We start from the raw sequence: 23,613 nt of genomic DNA on the forward strand, positions 1-23,613 counted from the left end.
ACGCCCCTGCAGAATTCATGACTATTTCCACATCTTCGTGGCGTGGATCGCACGGTATACGTTTGGTTCCAGACGTTTCCGATGTCACTTTCTATCATCCCGGCATGGACACGTTTCTGACACACACCCCCGCCCTGCGCGCCCCTCACACACGGCCTCGCAAGGCCACCTGGCCGGCCGTGCTGATCACCCTGGTGCTGACGGCCTGCGGTGGCGGCGGCAGTGACAGCAGCTCGAGCGATGGCAACACCGGCACCACTCCGCAAGCGGAAGGCAACTGCGGTCTGGCGGCTCAGGCCGCCTTCCAGCAGGACCTGCTGGACCGCATCAATGCCGCCCGCGCAGCCGGCGCCAATTGCGGCTCGTCCGGTGTGTTTGCCGCCACCACCAGCGTCAGCTGGAATTCCCTGCTGACCCAGGCGGCCAACAACCATGCGCTGGACATGACTTCCAAGAACTTCTTCAGCCACACCGGCTCCAACGGCAGCTCCCTGGGTGACCGGGTGACAGCCGTGGGTTACCCCTGGAGCGCATTGGGCGAGAACATCGCGGCGGGCCAGCCGACGGTCAAGGACGTGATGGATGCCTGGATGGACAGCCCCGGCCACTGCGCCAACATCATGAGCCCCAGCTTCACCGAAGTCGGCGTGTCCTGCCAGCTGGCGGCCTCCACCAGCAACCCCTACAGCACCTACTGGGTGATGGACCTCGGCGCGCGCCGCTGATCCTTCCCCGCAGACCACACGAAGGCGGCGCGAGTGTTCAAACTGACACGAACGCCTCAACATTCGCAACTTTGTATCTCCTCCCTCCGGCATAGACTGCCGCCACTGCGGCGTCTGGCCGCCTCTGGGAGTGGAATCCATGTCGTTGCTGCGTCGTTCATTACTGCTGCCGGCCCTGCTGGCCGCAGCAGGTCTGCTGGGAGCTGCGGTCTCCGGTGAACAGAACAAGCTGATCTCGCGGAAGGCGCCCAGCGCGGACGCCAGCAGCACCTCGGCGCGGGTGATCGTCAAATACCGCAACAACGCGTCGGTGCTGTCCACCGGCCGTGCCACGGCGCAGAGCGTCGGCAGCAGCACCGCCGCCGGCCCGCAACTGGCCTCCACCATGGGCGCCCGCCTGGGCTTCACCCTCAGCGACGGTCGTCCCATCAGCGGCAACAGCCAGGTGTTGATGGCCTCGGGCATGAGTTCGCAAGTGCTGGCCGACAAGCTGGCAGCGGACAGCGATGTGGAATGGGCGGTGGTGGACCAGCGGCGTTTTGCCCTGGGCACCTACACCCCGAACGATCCGCTGTATGCGGACAACCAGACCAGCACCACGCCGGTGGCGGGTCAGTGGTACTTAAGAGCCCCGACCACCAGCATCAAGTCGGCCATTGACGTGGAAACCGCCTGGGCGACCACCCAGGGCAGCAGCAGCGTGGTGGTGGCGGTGCTGGATACCGGCATCATCAAGGCGCATCCGGACCTGTCGTCCAAGCTGGTGTCCGGCTACGACTTCATCAGCGATTCCACCGTGGCCAATGATGGCGGTGGCCGCGACAGCGACCCTTCCGACCCTGGCGACTGGGTCACCACCGCAGAAAGCGCCTCCGGTACCCTGCAGGGCTGCGACGTAGGCGACAGCAGCTGGCACGGCACCCAGACCGCCAGCCTGATCGGCGCGGCGACCAACAACGGTGTGGGCATGGCGGGCGTGGCGCCCAACGTGATGATCATGCCGGTGCGCGTGCTGGGCAAATGCGGCGGTTATGACTCGGACATCCAGGCCGGCATGCGCTGGGCTGCGGGCCTGAGCGGCACCGGCGTGACCGCACCGACCACCCCCGCCAAGGTGATCAACATGAGCCTGGGCAGCTCCGGCAGCTGCAGCGTGGCCTATCAAACGGTGGTGAGTGAACTGACCGCCGCCGGTGTGGTGGTGGTGGCCGCCGCCGGCAATGACGGCCTGGCCGTCGGCACCCCGGCCAATTGCAGCGGTGTGGTGGGTGTGGTGGGCCTGCGCCATAGCGGCACCAAGGTGGGCTTCTCCGACCTGGGATCGGCCGCGACGATTGCGGCTCCGGCCGGCAACTGCGTGAACTCGTCGGGCACCTGCGTGTATCCGATCATCACCGCCACCAACACCGGCACCACCTCCCCCAGCACCAATACCTACAGCGACGGCAGCAACTACGCCGTGGGCACCAGCTTCTCCGCCCCGCTGGTGTCCGGGACGGCCGCATTGATGATGTCGGCCAACACCAGCCTGACCCCGGGTGAGGTGACCTCACTGCTGAAGAGCTCGGCCACCGCCTTCCCGGGCGCCGAGACCGGCGTGGCGGCCTGCCAGACGCCGAGCGGCACAGCTCAGACGTCCGAGTGTTATTGCACCACCAGCACCTGCGGTGCAGGCATGCTGAACACGGGGGCGGCCGTGAATGCGGCCGTGGCCCTTGTTGCACCGACTCCGGTGCTGACCGCCTCGGCCACCACGGTATTGCCGGGTGAAACCATCACGCTGGATGCCAGCAGCTCCACCTCGCCGAGCGGCCGCGCGATTGCCAGCTACCTGTGGCAGATCACCAGCGGCTCCAGCTATGCCGCCTTCAGCGGCGGCACAACCAGCGCCACCACCACACTGCTGGCTTCGGCGGCCGGCACGGTAACGGTGCAATTGACGGTCACGGACAGCGCCGGCCTGAGTGCCAGCACCACCAAGTCCTTCACCGTGGCAGCCGGCAAGCCGACGGCCAGTTTCACCGCCTCCACCACCACTCCGGTGGTGGGTGCCACGGTGACGCTGGACGGCAGCGCCTCCAAGGCCGCCACCGGCGCCAGCATCACGGGATATCTGTGGGACATCACCAGCGGCACGTCGCTGGCGAGCTTCAGCGGTTCTGCCACGGCGGCCACCACGACCTTGAGCGCCACGGCGGCCGGCAGTGTGGTCGTGCGACTGACGGTGACGGACAGCAATGGCTACACCAGCAGCTCGTCGCAGACGCTGACCGTCTCGGCCAGCAGCAGCAGCAGCGGCAGCGATGCCTCGACGACCAGCACCAGCAGCTCCAGCGGCGGCGGCGGCGGTGCGTTTTCGGCACTGTGGGCGCTGGGCCTGCTGGCGCTGACCCTGCTGCTGGGGCGCAAGCCTCGCGTGCAGCGCTGAGCGGCCTCGGGTGCCCTGCCTGGCGGAGGGCACCCATCGCCTCAATCCTTCGTGGTGCCTGCTTCCGGCGCCAGCGAAGCGACACACACCATGGCCGCACCACCGAAGGCCAATAAATCCTCCGCAGCGGCCACTGCCCAGTCGTTTCCGATGGCACGGGGACTCGTGTGCGGATCGCATGGCCGATGTAGGTCGTGACAACGGCGCCCGCCGCACCCGCCGCACCCGCCAGAGCCGCGGACACCAAACGCCCGCCTGCCAATGCCGTGCCAGCCCTTGCCGCACCGGACGCGGCATCACGGGTCACCCGGGCCGCCCGGCCCGCCACTCCCACCGGCTGAGTGCGCTCCGGTGTGGAGGGGAGCTTGCCCACCACCAGTTCTCCAAGCGCCATCGGCGTGGTGACCGCGACCGCACGTCACGCAGCGTTCACCCGGACTTGCGCAGCAGGTCCACCCCTTCCCTGACCTTGCCCCCAAAGCGCTGGAAGCGCTTGCGTGCGCCTTCGGTGACGGTCCCGTACACCCCATGGGACGCATAGGAGTACGGATGAGCGTACGGATGAGAACCGGCGGGTGCGCGCCAGACGGGATCACCAAGCGGAAACGCCCCACGCGCCAGCATGGACTGAAAGCCGGTCATCACCAGAGCGCGCCCAACAGGCCTGCCGCTCGTCCACTGAAGCGTTGAGATTGGATGCGCCGCCCCTTCGGCAGCAACGACTCCAACTTCTCTGATTCCGTGGACTAGTGTGCTGTCCCGGAGGCAATGCCCAGCGGAGGTCGCAGTCCTGGATGGGATCAATGTCCATGACGGTCCATTCGGCAATGCACATGCCACATCCCCATTGACATCATCGTCATTTCTGACGATGATTCAGCCCATGAAGTATCCAGGCGGCAAGGGCAAGACCTATCAACACATCATCAACCTGATGCCGCCGCATCGCGTCTATATCGAGACGCATCTGGGCGGTGGTGCTGTGTTGCGAAACAAGCGGCCCGCCCAGCATTCGATTGGCATTGATGCCGATGAACGTGTGGTCGCCCAATGGCGTGCACGAACGGCGGACCCGCCCACAGACACTGCATTCCAGAACCTTGAACTGATATGCGGGCGGGCGGAGGAATTCCTCGCCCGCTATTCATTTCAGGGCGACGAACTGGTCTATGTGGACCCGCCCTATCACCCCGAGACGCGACGGCAACCGCGTGTGTATCGATGTGACTATGACGTCGATGACCATGTGGGATTGCTTTCGCTGCTGGCCCATCTGCCCTGTCCGGTGATCGTCTCCGGATATGCGCATCCGCTCTACGACGAGTTGCTGCCGGGCTGGAATCAGAGAACCTTTCAGGCAAAGACCCATACCGACGTCAGGACCGAAACCCTGTGGTTCAACTTCGAACCACCCGATCAGCTTCACGACAGCCGTCACCGCGGGGACAACTTTCGCGAGCGGCAGACTTTGAAACGGCGCATGGAGCGCCTGCAAGACCGAGTGCACGCCATGGATCCGGCTGAACGCCACGCGTTTGCCCAATGGCTGCACGACACCTATCCCGTTGCTCCCCGGAGCATTTCCGTATGACCCAGATTCTTGCCATCCTGACCCGCCACGGTTCCCTGCAGCGCGAAATTCCCGCCCCCGATCAACAAGTGATGCCCGGCGTGCGCTGGGGCCATGCCGATGAATTCCCTGCTGCGGCCTACTGGCTGCAACGTGCGCTGACCTGGCGGCTGGAACAGGACGCTCCGCTGCGCCGATCCAACCGCACGCTGGCAGAGGAAGTGGGCGCCTGGCTGCTGGGTGGCCAAGGGGTTACCGCAGCGGTGGCGCAAGCCGCGTTTGAGCGGCTGCGCGCCGCGGGTGCGTTTGCCCGGCCCGGGGTGACCGAATCGGAATTTGCCACATGGCTGAGCGAGCCGCTGGACGTGGGTGGCCAACAGGTGGCCTATCGACTGGCGGCGCAACGCTCGAAATATCTGGCAGCCACACTGCCGGCGCTGTTTGAAGTGCCCGCCTCGCTGGAAGGCCGCGAACTGCGCGACTGGCTGATGAGCCTGCCGGGCCTGGGCCCGAAGTCGGCCTCTGGCATCGTGCGCCAATGGTCCGGCGCCACGGATGTTGCTCTGCTGGACAACTATGTGCTGCGCGTGGGTCAGGTGATGGGCCTGTTCGGTCGCAAGCTGACGGTAGAGCGCCATTACCTCGAAATGGAGGCCCGCTTTCTGCAACTGTGCAAGGCAATGAATGTGGCTGCGCCCGATGTGGAAGCGGTGATGGCCCAGGAACTGATCCGCTCGCCGGAAACCGCGCATTTCCTGCAGGACTATCTCAAGGCCACGGAACCGAAGCCAAAGGCTGCGCCGACGCGCCGCGCTCAGGCGCCGGAGCAACTGTCGCTGGTATTCACCGGCTGAGAGGGACGGCGGCAGCGGCGCTCATCGTCCGCACGCTTGAGAAGGACGCCTGCACAGCGTCCTTCGTTCCGTTTGCATCGGATCGCCCGTTCACTGGCACTGAGGGATGCTTTTCATCTGCCCAGCGCCGACATGGACCCACACCGCCCGAGGAAAGAGCGCGGCGCCTGGCCACCCGCCGAATCAGCAACGGCGCCGCAGCTTCATCTCAGCTGCCGATCGAGATCGGCAGGACCATTGAGCCGAGCGTGATCGCTTGAGCCATTCCGGCGATTCAGCCGGCGGCCATCAATTTGAAACTCGCGACCGCGTCCGCCAGCCGCTTGGCTTGGTGCTCCAGACTCCCCGCCGCCGCCGCGCTTTCCTCCACGAGTGCGGCATTTTGCTGTGTCACTTGATCCATCTGCGCTACGGCCTGATTGATCTGCTCGATGCCGCGACTCTGTTCCTGCGCCGCCCCGGAAATCTCCGCCACCAGGCTACTCACCCGCTGAATCTGATCGACGATCTTGCGCATGGTGTCCCCTGCAGCGGCCACCTCGCGGCCTCCGGTCTCCACGGTGGTGGCAGAAGCGGAGATCAGCGACTTGATTTCTCTTGCAGCCCCCGCACTTCGCTGGGCAAGGCTTCGCACTTCGCTGGCCACCACGGCAAAGCCGCGGCCATGCTCCCCGGCTCTGGCGGCTTCCACGGCCGCATTCAACGCCAGTATGTTGGTCTGAAAGGCGATGCTGTCGATGACACCGATGATGTCTTCAATGCGGCGGCTGCTGGCGGTGATCGCATCCATCGTACTCACCACACGATGAACGGCCTCGCCGCCCTCCACAGCCGTTTCCGAGGCGGACCGGGCCAGCACCATGGCTTCTCGTGCGCCATCGGCAGCGGCACGCACCGTTCCATTCATTTGCTCCATGGCGCTCGCCGTCTCCTCCAGGCTGCTGGCCTGTTGCTCGGTACGACTGGAGAGATCCAGGTTGCCCATGGCGATCTGAGTGGAGGCGGTCGTTACAGAGTCCACGCCGGACCGCACCTCACGCACCAGCCCACGTAGCCCAGTGACCATGCGGGAGAGGCTGCGCTGCAGGTCACCCAGTTCGTCACCTCGATCCACCGTCACCTCCAGACTGAGGTCGCCACCAGCCACCGACTCCATGGTGCGTTGCACCTCCGCCAACGGCTGGGTGACGGAGCGAGTCGCCACGAACCCGAAGACCAGGCCCACACCCCCGCCCACAACGAGCGTCGCCAGCAGCAGCCAGAGTGTCCGGTCCACCGCGGCACTGGCCTGAGCCCCCGCCTCGGCCATCAGCACCTCCTGTCGCTCCACCAGTTTCGTGAGCTTGGCGACATACGCCAGTTGGGCGGGCCGAAGCTTGGTCAGCAGCTCTGCGCGAGCCCTGTCCGTGTCTTGAGCAGCGGCAAGACGCAGAAAGTTCTCCAGGCTGGCACCGTATTCCTTTCGAATCCCCATGACGGCATCCAGCGTCGCTTTGGCATCCGGGTCCGTGATGGTGGGGACCATGGCGTCGTAGACGTCCAGGGCTCTCTGGCGCGAGCCCTGGATGGAGCCCGTCTCGTTGGCGCGCTCTTCCGATGTCTCCAACAGCAGCATGTTCCGGGCGCTACGTGCCTGCAGATTCAACTCGTCAAAGATGCTCTGGACCTGACGGACCTTGACATAGCGATCCTTCAATACGGCTGCGAGGTGGTCACCCACGGTGGCCAACCCCAGGCGCGCGACAGCGGCCATCACCCCCATCAGTACCACCATCACCAAGAACGCCAATCCCAGTCGTCTCCCGATCTTCAAATTTCGCACCAATGACATGCCATTCCTTCATCAAAAATATCCAATTGAACTGGTCTTCATCGGCACAAGCACTCCAGAAAGAAGGCACCACCATCTGCATTGGGCGTAGGCCGCCCAATGAACCCATGCTTGCTCATGCGCTTGACGCTTGACGGTTATTCGCCCTCGATCTCCTCGTCTGCGCGTCGCACGGAGCCCACATGGCGATCTCTCCGCCACGACAATTCTTAAGAATTATTCGCATTTACTCTTAGACTTCGGGTCCTCGGTGACACCGGTGTCACCCCACCATGGAGAACCAGATGACGCACCCCTTCCTCATGACCGCCTGCGCCTTTGCCGCCTGTGTGGCGCTGGGTGACGCACGCGCCCAGGAAGTGGCAGCCGCCGCTGCGGCCCCCGCCGATGCCCAGGGCACTACCCAGGGCACTAACCAGGCCGATGGCCGCGCCGATGCACGCACCACCGACGGCACGCTCGACCGGATCTTCGTCAAGGGCAAGCGCGAGACGCGGGTCTCCAAGGGGGCGACCGGCCTGCCCATCGCCATCAAGGACACGCCGCAGTCCATCAGCACCATCGAGCAGGAAGACATGGCCAACTTCGGCCTGACCGGTTCGAACAACGCGCTGCGTCTGGCCACCGGCATCAACGTCGACCAGTACGAAACCAATCGGGCCACCTTCAATTCGCGGGGCTTCGAAGTGCAGCTCACGCAGATCGACGGCGTGGGCATGACCAACGACTGGGGCACCGTCGTCGGCCAGCAGGACACCTTCCTGTTCGAGCGCATTGAGCTGATCCGTGGCGCCAACGGCCTGCTGACCGGCGTCGGCAATTCGTCCGGCACCATCAACTACATCCGCAAGCGCCCGAAGAACGTGGACGGCGGCGAAGTCAACGTCACCTATGGCCAATGGGGTCAACTGCGCGGCGCGCTGGACTACAACAAGGTGCTGACCGAGGACGGCTCCTGGGCCGGCCGCCTGGTGGTGACCCATGAGGACAAGGACTCCTACCTGCGCGCGCTGAACGACAAGCGCTCCACGGTGTATGGGGTGGTGGAAGGCCAGGTGGGCGACGATGGCACGCTGACCTTCGGTGTGACCCTGAACGATTCCAAGCAGCACTCGCCGATGTGGGGCTCGCTGATTCTCAAGCGTGCCGACGGCACGCAGGTGGAATTCGACCAGTCGGCCTCCACGTCGGTGGACTGGACCTACTGGAATACAAAGTCACAGAGCGCCTTCATTGAATACACCCATCGCCTGGCGCAGGGCTGGGAAGCCAAGGCCACCTACAACTACCGCCATGGAGAGGAAGCCACCAAGCTGCTGTATGCCTACGGCACGCTGAATGCGGACAACACCGGTCTGCTGGGCTGGCCCTACCATTCGGCCAGTTCCACCAACAACCGCCTGTTCGACCTGAACGTCAACGGCGAATACAACGCCTTCGGCCGCAAGCACACGGTGTTGTTCGGCGTGAGCCGCTCGACGCAGACCACCTCCACGGACATCTACTCCGCGCCCACCGACCAGATGTACCTGCCGCTGCCGGCCTTCCCGTATGGCGGCGATGCCTACACGGAACCGACCTGGGGCGCCCGTACCTTCGACCGCAGTGGTGAACAGACGCTGACACGCGCCTATGCCGTCACCCACCTGTCGCTGACCAATGAGCTGAAGGCCATCGTGGGCCTGAATGCCGTGAAGCTGCAGCGCGAGGGCTCGTCGGCTTATGGCTCCGCCACCAACGCCACCAACTATCCCGACACAAAAAAGACCACGCCGTATGCCGGCCTGACCTACGACTTCACACCTGATGTGCTGGGCTATGTGTCGTACTCGACCATCTTCCAGAACCAGGACCAGACGGACGCCAACAAGAACTATCTGGATCCGATGAAGGGCAAGAATGCCGAAGTGGGCGTCAAGGCGGACTGGCTCAACAAGTCGCTGCTGACCACCTTTGCGGTCTTCACCTCGGAGCAAAAGGGCCTCGCCACGCTCGGCGGCGTGCTGGCGGACCAGACCTATTGGTACGAACCCAAGGACGTGAAGTCCAAGGGCTTCGAATTTGAAGCCACCGGCCGCATCAACAAGGACAGCAAGATCACCGTGGGCTACACCCGCCTGATCCTGACCGGTCCGGACGGCAACAGCATCTACGACTGGGTGCCCCGCACCACCATCAATGCGGTGTATGACACCCGCGTGCCCATGGTGAAGGGTCTGCATCTGGGCGTGGCCGCTCGTTGGCAGTCGGAAGTCGTGGGCCCGAACGCCTCTCAAGGCGCCTACCTGGTGGCCAATGCCTTTGCCAGCTACGACATCAACGACAAGACCAGCGTCCGGCTGAACGTGGACAACCTGTTGGACAAGAAGTACCTGGGCGGCATCGCCTACGGTGCCATCTACGGTGCGCCGCGCAATGCGGCGGTGACGCTGAGCTACAAGCTCTAATGGGCCTTCGGCATGCGGTTCGTCCGCATGCTGCCCGGACCGCCCTCCTCTGCCCCTGACATCCGGCGCCTCGGCGCACGGCGGTCAGGGGCAGTGTCGTTTCAGGTGACGGCACACAATCGTGCAACATCATGCACAACCGTGCATGTTCTGGCATGATGGCGGCTCACTGGCTCACTGCATGGCCGCCCATGACCGCCCCCGACCTTCCTCGCGCCCGCCGCGACCTGATTGCCGACCGCCTGGCCGCCGGCCACCCGGTGGTCGCCACTGAACTGGCCGCCGAGTTCTCGTTGTCCGAAGACGCGATCCGACGCGACCTGCGCGCCCTCGCCGCCCAAGGCCTGTGCCGCCGCGTCTACGGCGGTGCCATCCCCATTCCCAGCCACGACCGGCCCATCACCGCCCGGCTGCACGAAAACCCGGAGCGCAAGACCGCACTGGCTCGCGCGGGCGCGGCCACCGTGCAACCCGGCGAGCTGGTATTCCTGGACAGCGGCAGCACCAACGTCACGCTGGTGGACCACCTGCCCGAAGAAGCCGATCTCACCGTCGCCACCAATGGCGTGGACGTGGCCGCCGCCGCACTGCGCCGCCAGGACCTCCGCGTGCTGCTCCTGGGGGGCGAGGTGGATCCTCACCTCGGCGGCAGCGTGGACGCCGCGGCCGTCGCCAGCCTGCAGCGCCTGCGCATTGACCGTTGCTTCGTTGGCGTCTGCGGCATGGATGTGCACGACGGAGCCATGGCCACCCATTACAACGAAGTCGTCTTCAAGCGGACCCTGGTGGAACGCAGCCTGCACCGCGTGGCCCTGCTGTCCAGCGACAAGCTGGCCGCGTCCGTGCACTACAGCTTCGCCGCGCTCACTGAGATCCACACCCTGGTGGTCGAGCACGACGCAGACCCCACCCGGGTGCAAGCATTGCTGGACGCTGGAGCCCGGATCATCCGGGCGGAGACCTTCTGATGAGCGCGAGCCCTCCCACCCTTTCCACCGACACCACCGACTCCCACGACGCGGCCCTGTCGGACCGCCCGGAAAACCGCCTGGCGGTCCGTCTGGCCTTTCTGGTGGCCGGCTTTGGTGTCGCCTGCTGGGCTCCGCTGGTGCCGTTTGCGCGTCAGCGTCTGGGCATCGATGAAGGCGCACTGGGCGTACTGCTGCTCTGCCTGGGGCTGGGTTCCGTTTCCGCCATGCTGATGGCCGGCGTGATCTGTGCACGGCACGGCACCAAGCGGCTGATCATCGCCAGCGGGCTGGGCATGGCCGTGACCCTGCCCCTGCTCTCCGTGCTGGCGACACCTTGGTCGCTGGGCGCGGCGCTGGCGGTCTTTGGCGCCTGCCTGGGCTCACTGGACGTCGCGATGAATGTGAACGCGGTTGAAGTGGAGAAGCAGAGCGGTCGTCCGCTGATGTCCGGCTTTCATGCCCTCTACAGCGTGGGCGGGTTTGCTGGCGCCGGCTTCATGACGCTGCTGCTGTCGCTGGAGTTCGAGCCACTGCATGCCACGCTGCTCGGGGCGGTGCTGATGGCCGCCGCAGTGGTCATGGCCTGGCCGTATCTGCTCCTCACGAGCTCATCGAGCCAGGCGCCGCTGTTTGTGGCGCCACGCGGCCTGGTGGTGCTGCTGGCCGCTCTGGCCGGCATCATCTTCCTGGTCGAAGGTGCCATTCTGGATTGGAGCGCGCTGCTGATCACCAGCACCGGCCTCGTCAACAAGGCCCAGGGCGGCCTGGGCTTCATGCTGTTTTCCGTGGCGATGACGGTCGGGCGTTTCAGCGGTGATGCGCTCGTGTCGCGCCTGGGGGACCGCACCACGCTGATCAGCGGCGGCCTGCTCGGCGCGCTGGGCGTGGCGGTGGTGGTGCTGTCGCCGATGGCTGCGCTCGCCGCGCTCGGGTTCGTGATGGTGGGCCTGGGTGCATCGAACCTGGTGCCGGTGCTGTTCCGCCGCGCGGGTCAGCAGACGGTGATGCCGGCCGCCTTTGCCGTGGCGGCAGTCACCAGCACGGGTTATGCGGGGGTGCTGCTCGGCCCGGCGCTGATCGGCTTTGTGGCGCATGGCGTGGGCCTGTCCAACGCCTTCTGGTGGCTGGGCGGGCTGCTGCTGTTGGTGCCCATCGCGGCGCGATGGGTCGTGGCGCGCTGAACCGACGCCGGCGGCGCACGTGCTGCGCCCTCAGGCCAGCACACTCAGCAGCGACGCCAGGTCATATGGTTTTCTCACCACCGGATAGCCCTCCTCGCTGGCGCTCTGCGCGACATCGCTAAAGCCCGTCACCAGCACCACCCGCACATCCGGGTGGCTGTCCTTGATGCGGCGCGCCAGCTCCACACCATTCATGCCGCCCGGCATGACGATGTCGGAGATCAGCACATCCGGCCGCAGGCCCGCCGCGATCAGGCTCAGGGCCTCGGGCGCATGACGCGCCGTGCGGACCGCGAATCCCCCTGCAGCCAGCAACTGTTGCGAAGCCTCTCGGACGTCGTCGTTGTCGTCCACCAGCAGAATCACTTCGCCCGACCTGATCGGCGAAGCCGCCAGCGGATCCGGATCATCGGATCGCAGTTCGGCCCCCTGCACCCCCATGGCAGGAGCGCCGCCGTTGGCGGGTCCAGCCGCCGAGAACAGGCCGGCCGGCCTGGCCTGTCCTTCTGGCCGCCCCAGCGGAAAGACCATCGTGACCGTCGTTCCTTGCCCCGGTCGGCTGGTCACCTCCACATGGCCGCCACTGGCCTTGGCAAAGCCGTACACCTGGGCCAGACCCAGGCCGGTGCCCTTGCCCGGCTCCTTGGTGGTGAAGAAGGGGTCGAAGATGCGATCCAGCACTTCCGGCCGCATGCCCGCGCCGCCATCCGTCACCACGATCAGCACCACACGTCCGGCCTCGCCCAGCGTCTCGACACAGGCGCTCAGCCGGATCTCGCCCCCCTCCGGCATGGCGTCGCGGGCGTTGGTCATCAGGTTGGTGAGGGCGATTTCCAGTTCCAGCGGATCCAGCGCCAGATCCGGCAACTGCGGTGCAAGATCCAGGGTCACTGGATAGCGGCCGTCCAGCAGCGGCCGCAAGGAATCGGCAATGTCCGCCAGCGCGGCGGCGAGATTCAGCGGCTGCGCATTCATGCGACGGCGTCCGGACAGCAGCGTCAGTTGGCGCGTCATCGCCTCGGCCTTGCGCACATTGCGCCGGATCACTTCCACATCGGCATCCGCCAGCGCGCCCGCGCGCCGATGCAGGATCGACAGCCGACCGGTGATGACCTGGAGAATGTTGTTCAGGTCATGCGACAGGCCCGCGCCCAGTTGCCCCACCGCTTCCATCTTCTTGGCCTGGGCCAGCTTGGCTTCGGCACTTTCGCGGCGATGGATCTCCGCCTGCAGATCGTCGGTGCGCGCCTTCAGCACCGCCACCGTGTCCCCGAGATGCCGCTGCAATCGACGGAAATGCTGAGCCAGCAACAGCAGCACGACCGCACTGGCCACAAGGCCTTCCACCCGTGTGGTGTACCAGGCCAGGGTGTATCGACCGCCGCTGTAGGTGCTGAGCCAGACGCCGGCCGCCTCCGCCGTCATCACGAACATCAGCCACACGAAGATGGACCGTCGGTGCAGTTCACGCAGCCAGATCAATCCGATGGCCAGTACCGCCAGCACAGCCGCGAGATAGGCCCCATAGACACTGAAATTGCTGAAGCGCTGTTGATGGCCATCCGTCGCCAACGCCGCGGCATCACTGAGCTGAGACGCGGTATAGACCGCCGCCGCGGCAATCACGGCCACCACCGCCGGAAGCCGGCTGGAGCGGCCGCTTCGCGACGGCTGCCCGCGCCCCTCCACCAACACCGCCCAGATGATGAAGAACGCAAACCCGGCCCGCCAGGCCACAAACAACCAGCTCACCGCGTGCGGCGAACCGATCACCGGGCCTTGAATAAATACGGCCCCGGGAAAGGTCAGCACATGCAGCACCGCCATCAGCCCGCCGAAAAGGTAGGCCGCCGCGATCACCGCATGCGAGCGGGGTTGGTGGGATGAGGAGATCAGCAGCCAGAAGGTGGCCAGGTCGATCATCGCGATCGCCGAGCCGTACATGCCGCTCACATGCGGCAGTTGCACCAGCGGCGTGGCCGCATCCGGGAAGATGATGGCAATGACGGCCAGCAGCAGGACGGAGAGCCCGATGGCCAGACGGAGCTGCGACGGACTCGCAAGCTCTTCAACTACCTCCGGGTAAGCCATCGGTCCGCGCTCCTCGCTGCATCACCGCAGCGGGCCATTGTCGCAGCGTCGCCGCTGCAGCCGACACTGCGCGGGCCTGCAGCGGGCGGATGCGCGAACTGCTGCGCAACAACCGCAGCCTCAGTGAGGGCGAGCGCAAGACTTGAATCGCAGGCTGTCCTGATAAGCAGCAGGGACCAGCGTCCTGCGGACGTTGGCGAGCGCCGCAATGATCCTCTCGCTAGGCACGCCCTGGTCCTGCAGGCGCCGCGCCGCATGAAGCAGCACCAGATCCTGGAAGGTGAAGCGGGCGCCGGAACCGGCATCCAGCAGATCGGTCTCCAGCAGGGAGTCGATCAGCTGCTCCGGAATGCCGGCCATCTGCACGGCCTGGGACTTGCTGAACGGGGCAACTGCTTTGTCCATGATGTCGATCTCCACAAGGGTGGACTCCAAGGTATCCAAACCGATGCGCGGTGAATGCAGGCGCACAACGGGGCCTGTTGTAGGACGGGTCCTGCGTGCCCCCGTTGTGGCGGTGTTGCGGCTGTAAGGAGCCGTAGGCCGACGCAGCCGCTTTGGCCCGGAGGCCCCCCTTTTTCCCACCGACATCCCCGCACGATTTGTCGCCACACCTGCGGGCCTCCACTCAGGACGGAACGCGCACAGTTTCTGAAAATGGCATCGAAGCGGCAGCGCGCGTGGATCAGGCGGGCAAGCGTTCATCCGTTCAATGACCGCGTGACGCTGGAAGCCGGCCAGCAGCAGATCGCCATCAAGGCGCTGGCCGGTGGGTGGAATCTCCGTTCGGTGAAGATCACCAAGTCCTTGATCACGGGCGGGGTGCAGGGTGCGCACCAGCGCGAGAAAAAACGGCGAGACGAAAAACGGCGAGACGCAAACCCGCGAGACGAAAACCAGCGAGATGAAAAGCGGCGAGGCGCTATCCAGCGGGGCACTGCGCCTGCGGCCATTGCGAGACGGTGGCCGCAATGGCCTGGCTGAGCGAGGACAGCAAGCGTTGCTGCGCCGACACCATCCCCGCATAACCGGCGCCGGCCGTCTCGGTCCGCTCTGTCCGGCAGTTCACACGACGGCTGGTGTCACTGGACTGCACCAGGGTCCAGTCCGCCGTCAGATCCACCCGTTCGCCGGGCCAGGCCTCAAAGCGGCGCACCTGCACCTTGATGCGCAGCACGTCCCGGTCGGTCGGCAGGCTGAGCCCAGCCACATCCTGGGTACCCAGCTGACGCGACAACTGCGCGGACAGCGCCGACCGCAACTCCTGGTTCAGGGGCCCCGACCAGCGCTCCTGCTCCAGCACCAGCACGCTGCTGTCGCTCTGCCGGATCACGATCTGCGGCTGGTCCAGTGCTTCGGGCACCCCCACGGGTTGTACGTCGATCACCCACGGCGTGGGGGTCGCTGACACGGCCCGCATCTGTGCAGGGGGCGGCGTCAGGGTGTAGTAGTGGGTGGTCGGGGCGGAACCACAGGCGGTCAGGAGTCCGAGCGCCGTTGTGAGCGGGATCAACAGCCACTGCGGCTTGCGAGTGAAGGTCATGGCTTTGGGGACTCCTGTGTGGCGGCCGGTTGGACCGTGGGAGGCGTGGTCGGCTTGCTGTTGCTGTTGCTGTTGCCGGAACCCACGCCGGCATTGCCCGATGGTGCCTGCGGCGCCGACAGCGGCGCATCCGTCGGGCGTCCACGGATCAGTGATTCGGGATGCCGTGACAGCATGTCCGTCAACGACCGCAGCGACCGAGCCGACCGCTCCACCTCGCGCAGTGTCGAAGACAGGTCCTGCTGCAGATGGGAGTCCTCGCCCACCGCGCCGCCCACTGCATTCAGCGTCTTCTGCGCCTGCTGGAAGGTGGCGGTCGCTTCCGGCAGCACCTGGCCATTGACCTGATGCAGGGTCTGGTTGAAGGTCACCAGCGCCCCGTTTAGCTCCAGCAGGCTGTTGTTCAGATTCGTCGCTATCTGATCCATCGGCAGCTTCTCGAGCTTGTCGAGGATGTGCACCACCTGCTCGGGAATCTGGTCCACCTTCTTGTCGATGGTGGGGATCTGCATCGGGCTCAGCGAGGCGATGGTGACCTTGGGCAGACCGGGATAGAAGTCCAGCGAGATATAGCGCTGACCGGTGAGCAGGTTGCTGGTGCGAGCTTCCGCCCGCAGGCCGGCTTCCACCAGATTCTTCACAAACAGCAGCGTCACCGACTCCGGATCCCCCTCCTTCACCGGCACGTGCTGCATGGCGGCATCCAGGCGATGCGGGAAGATCTCCGCGCTGACCACGGCGGGAAAGCGCTTGCGCACCGGGTCGTAGTCCAGGGTCACCGACGTGACGTGGCCGATGTTCAGCCCCAGGAACTCCACCGGCGCGCCCACCGCCAGACCGCGCAGGGACTGGTCGAAGCGGAACTGCGCATACTGCGGCGGGCCATCCGCACGCGCCATGGCGGTCTGCTCATCATTGGCCAGCCGATAGCCGGAGCGGGGAGCGCCGGCCGTCGTCGGTTCGTTCTGGGGCGTGGCGAAGGCAATGCCCCCGGCCACGATGGTCGCCACTGATTGGGTGTTCAGTTTGAGACCGTCGGCGCTCAGGGAGATGTCCAGCCCGCTGGCATTCCAGAACCGGGTGTTGCTGTTGACGAAGCGGTCGTACGGCGCTTCCACGAAGATCTGCAGGTCCACGCCTGTGCCGCGCTCGTTCAGCTTGTAGGTGGCCACACGCCCCACCTGCACGCGGCGGAAATACACCGGTGAGCCGATATCGAGCGAACCCAGGTCGGATGCATGCAGCATGAAGGTCTTGCCCGGCATGCCATTGATGACGGCGGGCGGCTCCTCCAGTCCTTTGAAGTCGTGCTGGAGTTGATCGGAGGTGCCGGTGTCCACGCCGATGTAGGCGCCGGACAGCAGCGTATCCACTCCGGATACACCGCCCACGCCGATGCGGGGCCGCACCACCCAGAAGCGCGAATCCGTGCGGGCCAGGCTCGACGCGCTGTGCGTGAGTTTGACCGTGGCCAGCACATGGGAACGGTCCGGGCTGAGACTGATGCTGCGCACGCTGCCCACCGTCACATCCTTGTATTTGACGGGGGTCTTGCCGGCCTCGAGTCCGGCGGCGGTCTGGAAGCTGATGACGATCTCCGGCCCTTCGTTGCTCCAGCTGCGCGCAAAGATGGACAGCGCCACGATGGCTGCAACGGCGGGCACGATCCACACCAGGGAGACCCCGCGGCGGCGCCGGACACCCGGGGTGCCGACGCCCGCCATGGTCGGATCAGCGGCGCCTGGCGCGCCGGGCGCGCCAGGTGCACCAGGCAAGGGGTCCGGGCCGGCTGCGGTGGAGCCCGGCGGCATCGGGGTTGGCGCTGCGGACGTTGCAGGGGCTGGTGCAGGCGACGGTGCGGGCGTGGGTGCACCGTCAGGGTCAGTGTGAGGATTCATTCGGTGTCTCGGCGTCCCAGATGAGGCGAGGGTCAAAGCTCATGGCGGAGAGCATGGTCAGGATGACGACCATGCCGAAAAAGAGAATGCCGATGCGCGGTTCGATGTCGCTGAGCTGGCGGAACTTCACCAGGGCAGCCACCAGCGCCACCACGACCACGTCCAGCATGGACCAATAACCGATCAGCTCCACGAACCGATACAGCCGGCTGCGTTCGGCCTGGGCCCAGGTGCTGCGGCGTTGGGTGGTGACCAGCAGCACCGCCATGGCGATGAACTTGGTGCAGGGCACTGCCACGCTGGCCACGAAGATGATCAGGGCAATGTCCCACGCGCCGGCGTGCCAGAACTCCACCACGCCATTCATGATGGTGCTGTCGATCTTGTGGCCAAGCATCTGGGTGAACATCACCGGATAAAGATTGGCCGGGATGTAGCAAATGAGGCCCGCGATCAGCAACGCCCAGGCGCGGGCGATGCTGTTGGGCTTGCGATGGTGCAGCGGGGCACCACAGCGGGGACAGGCCTGCGAGTCGATCATGCCGGCACGCTCGCTGACCTGGCCGCAGGTGTGGCAGCCGATGAGCCCCACTTCGAAGGCGCGGGGACGGCGGGAGGTCACGGCGTGTGGAGCGGGCGCCGGCCCAGGCTTGGGATGGTCAGCCATGGCGGGTCTCGATGGCGACGCCCTCGTCCGAGAGTCCTTCCTGGCGAGCGAGGTCTGGCTCATCGACCAGGTCCCAGAGCCAATGCATGTCCCGGCTGGCAATCACGGCGATGAGGATGGTGAGCACCGCCATGGCCCAGGTCCCGGCGCCCAGGGTGACGGACACCACGTCGGACAGCTTGATCATCGACACCAGAATGCCCAGCAGACAGACCTCCACCATGCTCCAGGGGCGCAGGCCCACCAGCATCCGCATCAACAGCTCAAACGCAGGAGGACGCTGCCCGGCGCGGGCATGGCCCAGCACCCACAGCAGGGCCGAGATCTGCAGCAGCGGCACGATGATGAGGGTGAGCGCCATCGGAACGGCAATCGGCGCAGTCGGCCGCTGGGCGAGCGCAATGATGGCGCCCCACACGGTCGATTCGTTGTGCGCGCCCTGGAAGTTGATCGACACCACCGGGCGGAAGTTGGCGATCAGGAAGGTGATGGCCGCCGCCACGGTCAGGGCCAGCCAGGCATCCAGCGTCAACCGGTTGGCACGCAACAGCACGGCGCCACAGACATCGCAGCGAGCGACTTCATGGCCGGAGAGACGGGGGCGACGATAGAGCGTGTCGCAGTGCTCGCAGGCGAAGTATTGGCGAAACGGATGCGCGTGGGAATTCGCTTGGGAATGCGGGCGGACGCTCATGGGGGCACGCAGAGCAAGAGGCGTGCCGATTATGGCGGAGCGCTGGTCATCAGGTTTCACCACTGGCGAGACGCGTGTTGGCTACTGAAATATCGATCACCGATCGTGGGTGATCGAGGGTCGCCTTCACCATCGAGGTCATCGGATGCGCCCAAGAAAAAGGGCTCGGAGTTCATCCGAGCCCTTTTGAAAGATGGTGGCGGAACACGGAACCGAACCCGCGTCCGTCATCCGAATAATAGTCCGTCCGCAAGTCTCCAGTCCCGGATTTGGATCATTTGGCCGTTTCCGTGGACATTCGTCCGAACTGGAACAACCCCGGAGAGCAGGTTTTGAAGTGGTGTACTGGCTACCAGTCGGCACCCGTTCCTGCGGCATGTGACGCACCGCGTATTGACAACGGCTATACGCTGCGCCACAATCCGTGTATCTGTTGTGTATGCGCGAATAGGAGAAACCAATGCGTGACGCCGCCATCAATCTGCGGGCCTTGCCCGAACAGCGCGATCTGATCGATCACGCGGCCAGCCTGCTTGGCAAGAACCGCTCGGACTTCATGCTCGAAGCGGCCTGCGACCGCGCGCAGTCCGTGGTGCTGGATCAGGTCTTTTTCAGCCTGGACGCCGACAAGTTCAAGCAGTTCACCGCGATGCTCGACGCACCTCCCGGCCCCAACCCAGGGCTTGAACGTCTCATGGCCGTCAAGGCACCCTGGAGCACCGGCGCGGCATGAGCTTGCAACTGAGCGCACCGATTCCGCTCGCCGCCACCCACATCCTGGACGATTTCGCTTGCGGTGAAGCCAGTCTCGATGAATGGCTCAAGCGCCGGGCACTGACCAACCAATTGAGCGGTGCCAGCCGCACCTTCGTTGTCGCAGATCAGGCAGCGCGCGTCTACGGCTACTACGCGATGGCCGCAGGTGCGGTTTCACACCAAGCGGCAACCAGCAGCGTGCGACGCAACATGCCCGATCCAGTGCCCGTGATGGTTCTGGCCCGGCTGGCCGTCGACCATCGGGCGCAAGGCATCAAGCTTGGAGCATCCCTGCTGCAGGACGCAGTCGGTCGAGCGGTGAGCGTTTCGCAGAACGCCGGTGTCCGGGCGCTGCTCGTCCACGCTCTCCACGACCGCGCCAAGCAGTTCTACGAGCACTACGGCTTCCAGGAGTCACCGCAGCATCCGATGACGCTGATGCTGCGCTTGAACACCGTCAAGGCTTGAGAGAGGCCGGTCAGCATGAACATCCACAAGATTCGCACGGAGGCAGAGTACCGGGCCGCTCTCAAGGAAGCCTCCGCGCTCGTGGATTCAGACCCTGCTCTGGAAACGCCAGAGGGGAAGCGGCTGAACGCCCTGGTTGGACTCGTGCAGGCTTACGAAGCCACGTATGTGCCTGTCGATGGCGCCCTTGTTGATCGCATCCGCTCAATCGTCGCAGGCGTCGAAGTCGATCTTGACAAGCCTCTGCCGACCGAGCTTGGCGACGCGGGCATGCCCTGAACATCACCTTGGCTTCTACGGTGAACAGCGTTGTCATGGAGTCATCTGTTCAGGAGAAAAAGATGCACTACCCCGTGATGACCGAAAAGCACCTCGCCGACCGCTGGCAGGTCAGCCTCAAGACACTGCGGCGCTGGCGGCTCGATGGCGAAGGGCCTGCGTGGCACAAGCTGTTCCGACAGGTGCGTTACCACGACGCCGACATCCTGGAATTCGAGCAACGAAGCGCGCAGCACTTGATGACGATGCTCGGCATCACTCGGGATTTCAAGCCCGCCGAACCGGAAGCGACCCTCGGCCAAGGCCTCGGTGCCGACGCCGAGAGCCATTACTTCACGGCAAAGGAAATCGCCCAGGCAGCATCGCTGCCGACCCACTTTTTCCGCGATCAGACGGAGCGCCATCGCAAGCGCGTGCCGCACCTGATGCTGGTGGGCAACCTACGGTTTTCACTGCCAGCGATCCTGGCATGGGAGATCGACAACAGTGTGCGTGGCAATGCCGCTGCAGCAGCCGTCGACGAAATCGAGAGCCCGGCCACCCCTTCGGAGCCAGCCAAGCGCTGGTTCGAAATCGTCAGGGAGCAGGACGCAGCGCAGTTCGATTCCGCGCCGTAGCCTGAACGGTTGTCCCTGCTTTTGGCCGAAAGTCCACCGTTTCGGCCATTTGTCCACGAGGGCGGAACACGGAACTGAACCCGCGTCCGTAATCTGAACCAGATAGTAACACCTCGGCCTTGAGGCCGTGAATTCGATGATCTGGCCGAAACCCGTGTTGGCTTCGGCGAATCCCCCTTTTATGTGCGTGATCCGGGCTCCCGAGGCCTCGGAGGCTCCTCTGCGGCCATTGGCCGGGCATGTCTGCTGCAAATTGCGGTTTGTCAGATACTGATTTATACTTCTGACAAAGGAGCAATGACCATGAGCCATCTTGCCGAGAACATCTTGTCTGCCGCCCGGGCCATGCCCGAGGGTGGCTTGCTGTCGCCCAAGGAGTTCCTGCATCTGGGGTCGCGGGCGGCCATCGACAAAACCTTGTCCCGGCTGGCTCAGGAAGGAAAGCTGCTGCGCGTGAGTCGCGGTGCCTATGTCGCGCCCCATCAGGGCCGGTTTGGTTCCCGCCCGCCGTCCACCGAGTCCGTGGTGCAGGCCATCGAGGCCAGCTGCGGTGAAACGGTCGTGGCCAACGGTGCAGCCGAAGCCAATGCGCTGGGCCTGACCACGCAGGTGCCGACCCGCGAGGTTTTTCTCACATCCGGCGCGTCCCGCACCCTGCATCTTGGCAGCAGGTGCGTGGAGCTCAAGCACGGCAACCGCTGGCAATTGCTGCTGGGCAAGCGCCCCGCAGGCAAGGTGATTCGTGCGCTGTCGTGGCTGGGGCCAGAGGGCGCACCGGCGGCGTTGAGACAATTGCGCACAAAACTGCCCGAGTCCGAATGGGAGGCCGTGCGTGGCGCGCGGGCCGCATTGCCAAGCTGGATGGCCAAAGTGGTCAGCGAGGCAATGGCGCATGGCTGAGTCCTGGTTTTCGCTCAGCCGGGAAGATCAGGTTGAAGCCCTGGAGTTTGCTGCCGCCCGCAGCGGGCGGCCCGCGCATCTGCTCGAAAAAGACATCTGGGTGGTCTGGGTGCTGTCCGCCATTTACGAATCCGACTTGGCCAGCAAACTCACCTTCAAAGGCGGCACCTCGTTGTCCAAGGTCTATCGCATCATCGATCGGTTTTCTGAGGACGTGGATCTCACCTATGACATCCGCGAACTGGCTGCCGACCTGTTGAAGCAAGGCAACCCCATTCCAGATTCCGCCAGCCAGGAGAAAAAGATCAGCAGCGCGGTACGTCACCGCCTACCCGACTGGATCGAGGCGATGGTCAGGCCGGTCATCGCTGCGGCGCTGGAGAAAGATGGGTTGGACGCAAGCTTGACGCTGGCGGGCAAAGATCGGGACAAGCTGATCCTGTCGTATCCAGCGGTCAAAACCGGCACCGGCTATTCAGCGCCCACGATCCAGTTGGAGTTTGGTGCCCGCGCCACGGGCGAGCCGCATCATGTTCAGCCCGTGGAATGCGACATTGCGCCAGAAATCGAAGACATCACTTTCCCTGTCGCCCAACCCTTGGTGATGGCGGCAGAGCGCACCTTCTGGGAAAAGGCCACCGCAGCGCACGTGTATTGCTTGCAGGGACGGCTGCGCGGGGAACGCTATTCGCGTCACTGGTACGACTTGGCCGCCATCGCAAAAACGCCGCACTTCGCTGCGGCCTGTGCAGATCAAGCGTTGGCTCGGGCCGTTGCAGAACACAAATCGGTGTTCTTCGTCGAAAAAGACGCTGCCGGTGCCAAGATCGATTACTTCGCCGCCACCAGTGGGCAGCTGCAAATCATCCCGACGGGCGAATCGTTGACGGCGCTGGAAAACGATTACGCCGCAATGCTGGAAGACGGTCTGCTGGCGCTGAATCAGCCGGGCTTCGCCGACATCATCGAGCAGTGCCGTGTCATTCAGGATGAGGCCAATCGGCAGCCCCTTTAAACGGGTGTAAATGGGCGTGTTTGTGGTTTTCCCACGGATCGTGCCGTCCTGTTGCAGCGCCTCGCATCAAGCCTCCCTGATTGCAGCCACCGGCCAGCAGTTCCCATATGAATTTTCATATGGAGAACTTCGATGTCCAGCACCCTCTGCGCCTGCTGTGGCCAGCCGTTCGAGCCGCGCCCACAAGTTCCTGACCAAGCCTACTGCTCCTCGCCCAATTGTCAGCGCGCCCGCAAGCGCCAGTGGCAGCGGGCCAAACTTCAGTCCGATTCCGACTACCGAATCAACCAGCGCGCCGCCCAACAGGCGTGGTCGCAGCGCAATCCTGACTACTGGCGCAACTACCGCGACACTCGGCCAGAGTACGTGCAACGCAACCGCGAGCAGCAGCAAACACGGGATCAGGGCGAAAACACCAATCTTGCAAAGATGGACGTGTGCGGTCTGCCGACGGGCCTGTACCGGATCGCGCGGCATCCAGCATTTCCAATGGAGAACGGCGCTTCATGGATCGTCGAGATCACGCCGGTGTGCCTGACGTGTCCGTGCAAGATGGACGTGTCAAGAGAGGACTTGATCGACACCTCAGCGATTCGCCCTTAACTTCTTTCTCCAAATGGGCTCTCGATCATCCTGAATGGCAACAGTTTCAACCCTGCGCATCCCGACCGGCACACC

The 23,613-nt window shown here is 64.7% G+C and carries 22 protein-coding genes; 14 read left to right on the plus strand and 8 right to left on the minus strand.

The genetic code is table 11. The annotated features are described in order from the left end of the window. Positions 1 to 104 precede the first annotated feature (104 nt). On the plus strand, positions 105 to 725 hold the full coding sequence (locus tag OU995_RS22555; RefSeq protein ID WP_267832384.1) for a CAP domain-containing protein: 621 nt from the start codon (positions 105 to 107) through the stop codon (positions 723 to 725). 139 nt (positions 726 to 864) lie between these two features. Continuing rightward, on the plus strand, positions 865 to 3,153 hold the full coding sequence (locus OU995_RS22560) for a S8 family peptidase (protein WP_267832385.1): 2,289 nt from the start codon (positions 865 to 867) through the stop codon (positions 3,151 to 3,153). Between the two features lie 429 nt (positions 3,154 to 3,582). Here the strand turns inward: OU995_RS22560 and OU995_RS22565 are convergent, their stop codons facing one another. Further along, entirely contained in the window at positions 3,583 to 3,795 is a 213-nt protein-coding gene (locus OU995_RS22565) for a hypothetical protein (RefSeq protein ID WP_267832386.1), read from the minus strand. 229 nt (positions 3,796 to 4,024) lie between these two features. Between OU995_RS22565 and OU995_RS22570 the strand changes: the two genes are divergently transcribed. Then, a complete protein-coding gene (locus tag OU995_RS22570) occupies positions 4,025 to 4,744 on the plus strand; it encodes a DNA adenine methylase (RefSeq protein ID WP_267832387.1) in 720 nt (239 codons plus the stop codon). Further along, the gene (locus OU995_RS22575; protein ID WP_267832388.1) at positions 4,741 to 5,577 is read left to right on the plus strand and encodes a hypothetical protein; all 837 of its coding nucleotides are present in this window, start codon (positions 4,741 to 4,743) and stop codon (positions 5,575 to 5,577) included. Before OU995_RS22570 ends, OU995_RS22575 begins: the two co-directional genes overlap by 4 nt. Before the next feature lie 274 nt (positions 5,578 to 5,851). Here the strand turns inward: OU995_RS22575 and OU995_RS27515 are convergent, their stop codons facing one another. Beyond that, positions 5,852 to 7,408, minus strand: coding sequence for a methyl-accepting chemotaxis protein (locus OU995_RS27515; RefSeq protein ID WP_324288666.1), 1,557 nt, complete (start codon positions 7,406 to 7,408; stop codon positions 5,852 to 5,854). Positions 7,409 to 7,692: 284 nt separating this feature from the next. Here OU995_RS27515 and OU995_RS22590 point away from each other — a divergent pair, with 284 nt between their 5' ends. The 3 genes from OU995_RS22590 to OU995_RS22600 all read left to right on the plus strand — a co-directional run bounded on the left by OU995_RS22590 (position 7,693) and on the right by OU995_RS22600 (position 12,007). Continuing rightward, complete coding sequence (locus tag OU995_RS22590; RefSeq protein WP_267832389.1) at positions 7,693 to 9,855, plus strand: TonB-dependent siderophore receptor; 2,163 nt, start codon at positions 7,693 to 7,695, stop codon at positions 9,853 to 9,855. 191 nt (positions 9,856 to 10,046) lie between these two features. Next, positions 10,047 to 10,823: a DeoR/GlpR family DNA-binding transcription regulator gene (locus tag OU995_RS22595; RefSeq protein ID WP_267832390.1), complete on the plus strand. Its 777-nt coding sequence runs from the start codon at positions 10,047 to 10,049 to the stop codon at positions 10,821 to 10,823. Beyond that, positions 10,823 to 12,007: an MFS transporter gene (locus OU995_RS22600; protein WP_267832391.1), complete on the plus strand. Its 1,185-nt coding sequence runs from the start codon at positions 10,823 to 10,825 to the stop codon at positions 12,005 to 12,007. The genes OU995_RS22595 and OU995_RS22600 overlap by 1 nt, the downstream gene beginning before the upstream one ends. A gap of 30 nt (positions 12,008 to 12,037) precedes the next feature. Here the strand turns inward: OU995_RS22600 and OU995_RS22605 are convergent, their stop codons facing one another. From OU995_RS22605 to OU995_RS22630, 6 genes are all read right to left on the minus strand, one after another. Further along, the gene (locus tag OU995_RS22605; RefSeq protein WP_267832392.1) at positions 12,038 to 14,098 is read right to left on the minus strand and encodes an ATP-binding protein; all 2,061 of its coding nucleotides are present in this window, start codon (positions 14,096 to 14,098) and stop codon (positions 12,038 to 12,040) included. Positions 14,099 to 14,218: 120 nt separating this feature from the next. Further along, positions 14,219 to 14,503, minus strand: coding sequence for a hypothetical protein (locus tag OU995_RS22610; protein WP_267832393.1), 285 nt, complete (start codon positions 14,501 to 14,503; stop codon positions 14,219 to 14,221). Between the two features lie 517 nt (positions 14,504 to 15,020). Next, positions 15,021 to 15,641: a PqiC family protein gene (locus tag OU995_RS22615; RefSeq protein WP_267832394.1), complete on the minus strand. Its 621-nt coding sequence runs from the start codon at positions 15,639 to 15,641 to the stop codon at positions 15,021 to 15,023. After that, a complete protein-coding gene (locus OU995_RS22620) occupies positions 15,638 to 17,539 on the minus strand; it encodes an intermembrane transport protein PqiB (protein ID WP_267832395.1) in 1,902 nt (633 codons plus the stop codon). Before OU995_RS22620 ends, OU995_RS22615 begins: the two co-directional genes overlap by 4 nt. Beyond that, positions 17,523 to 18,206 (minus strand): paraquat-inducible protein A, encoded by a 684-nt coding sequence (locus OU995_RS22625; protein WP_420714753.1) that lies wholly within the window; start codon positions 18,204 to 18,206, stop codon positions 17,523 to 17,525. Before OU995_RS22625 ends, OU995_RS22620 begins: the two co-directional genes overlap by 17 nt. Then, positions 18,199 to 18,900 carry a paraquat-inducible protein A gene (locus OU995_RS22630; protein WP_267832396.1) on the minus strand — a complete coding sequence of 234 codons (702 nt, stop codon included), beginning with the start codon at positions 18,898 to 18,900 and terminating at the stop codon, positions 18,199 to 18,201. The genes OU995_RS22625 and OU995_RS22630 overlap by 8 nt, the downstream gene beginning before the upstream one ends. Before the next feature lie 460 nt (positions 18,901 to 19,360). Here OU995_RS22630 and OU995_RS22635 point away from each other — a divergent pair, with 460 nt between their 5' ends. The 7 genes from OU995_RS22635 (at position 19,361) to OU995_RS22665 (ending at position 23,538) form a co-directional block, all read left to right on the plus strand. Next, the gene (locus OU995_RS22635; protein ID WP_091566395.1) at positions 19,361 to 19,633 is read left to right on the plus strand and encodes a DUF1778 domain-containing protein; all 273 of its coding nucleotides are present in this window, start codon (positions 19,361 to 19,363) and stop codon (positions 19,631 to 19,633) included. Then, positions 19,630 to 20,124, plus strand: coding sequence for a GNAT family N-acetyltransferase (locus OU995_RS22640; RefSeq protein ID WP_267832398.1), 495 nt, complete (start codon positions 19,630 to 19,632; stop codon positions 20,122 to 20,124). The genes OU995_RS22635 and OU995_RS22640 overlap by 4 nt, the downstream gene beginning before the upstream one ends. A 15-nt stretch (positions 20,125 to 20,139) precedes the next feature. Beyond that, positions 20,140 to 20,403: a hypothetical protein gene (locus OU995_RS22645; RefSeq protein ID WP_267832399.1), complete on the plus strand. Its 264-nt coding sequence runs from the start codon at positions 20,140 to 20,142 to the stop codon at positions 20,401 to 20,403. A gap of 20 nt (positions 20,404 to 20,423) precedes the next feature. Continuing rightward, positions 20,424 to 21,020 (plus strand): helix-turn-helix domain-containing protein, encoded by a 597-nt coding sequence (locus tag OU995_RS22650; RefSeq protein ID WP_267832400.1) that lies wholly within the window; start codon positions 20,424 to 20,426, stop codon positions 21,018 to 21,020. A 303-nt stretch (positions 21,021 to 21,323) separates the two neighbouring features. After that, entirely contained in the window at positions 21,324 to 21,920 is a 597-nt protein-coding gene (locus OU995_RS22655) for a DUF6088 family protein (RefSeq protein WP_267832401.1), read from the plus strand. Beyond that, on the plus strand, positions 21,913 to 22,935 hold the full coding sequence (locus OU995_RS22660) for a nucleotidyl transferase AbiEii/AbiGii toxin family protein (protein WP_267832403.1): 1,023 nt from the start codon (positions 21,913 to 21,915) through the stop codon (positions 22,933 to 22,935). The genes OU995_RS22655 and OU995_RS22660 overlap by 8 nt, the downstream gene beginning before the upstream one ends. Before the next feature lie 132 nt (positions 22,936 to 23,067). After that, positions 23,068 to 23,538: a hypothetical protein gene (locus tag OU995_RS22665; protein ID WP_267832404.1), complete on the plus strand. Its 471-nt coding sequence runs from the start codon at positions 23,068 to 23,070 to the stop codon at positions 23,536 to 23,538. Positions 23,539 to 23,613 lie beyond the last annotated feature (75 nt).

Source organism: Roseateles sp. SL47 (assembly GCF_026625885.1).
Classification (GTDB): Bacteria; Pseudomonadota; Gammaproteobacteria; order Burkholderiales; family Burkholderiaceae_C; genus Roseateles.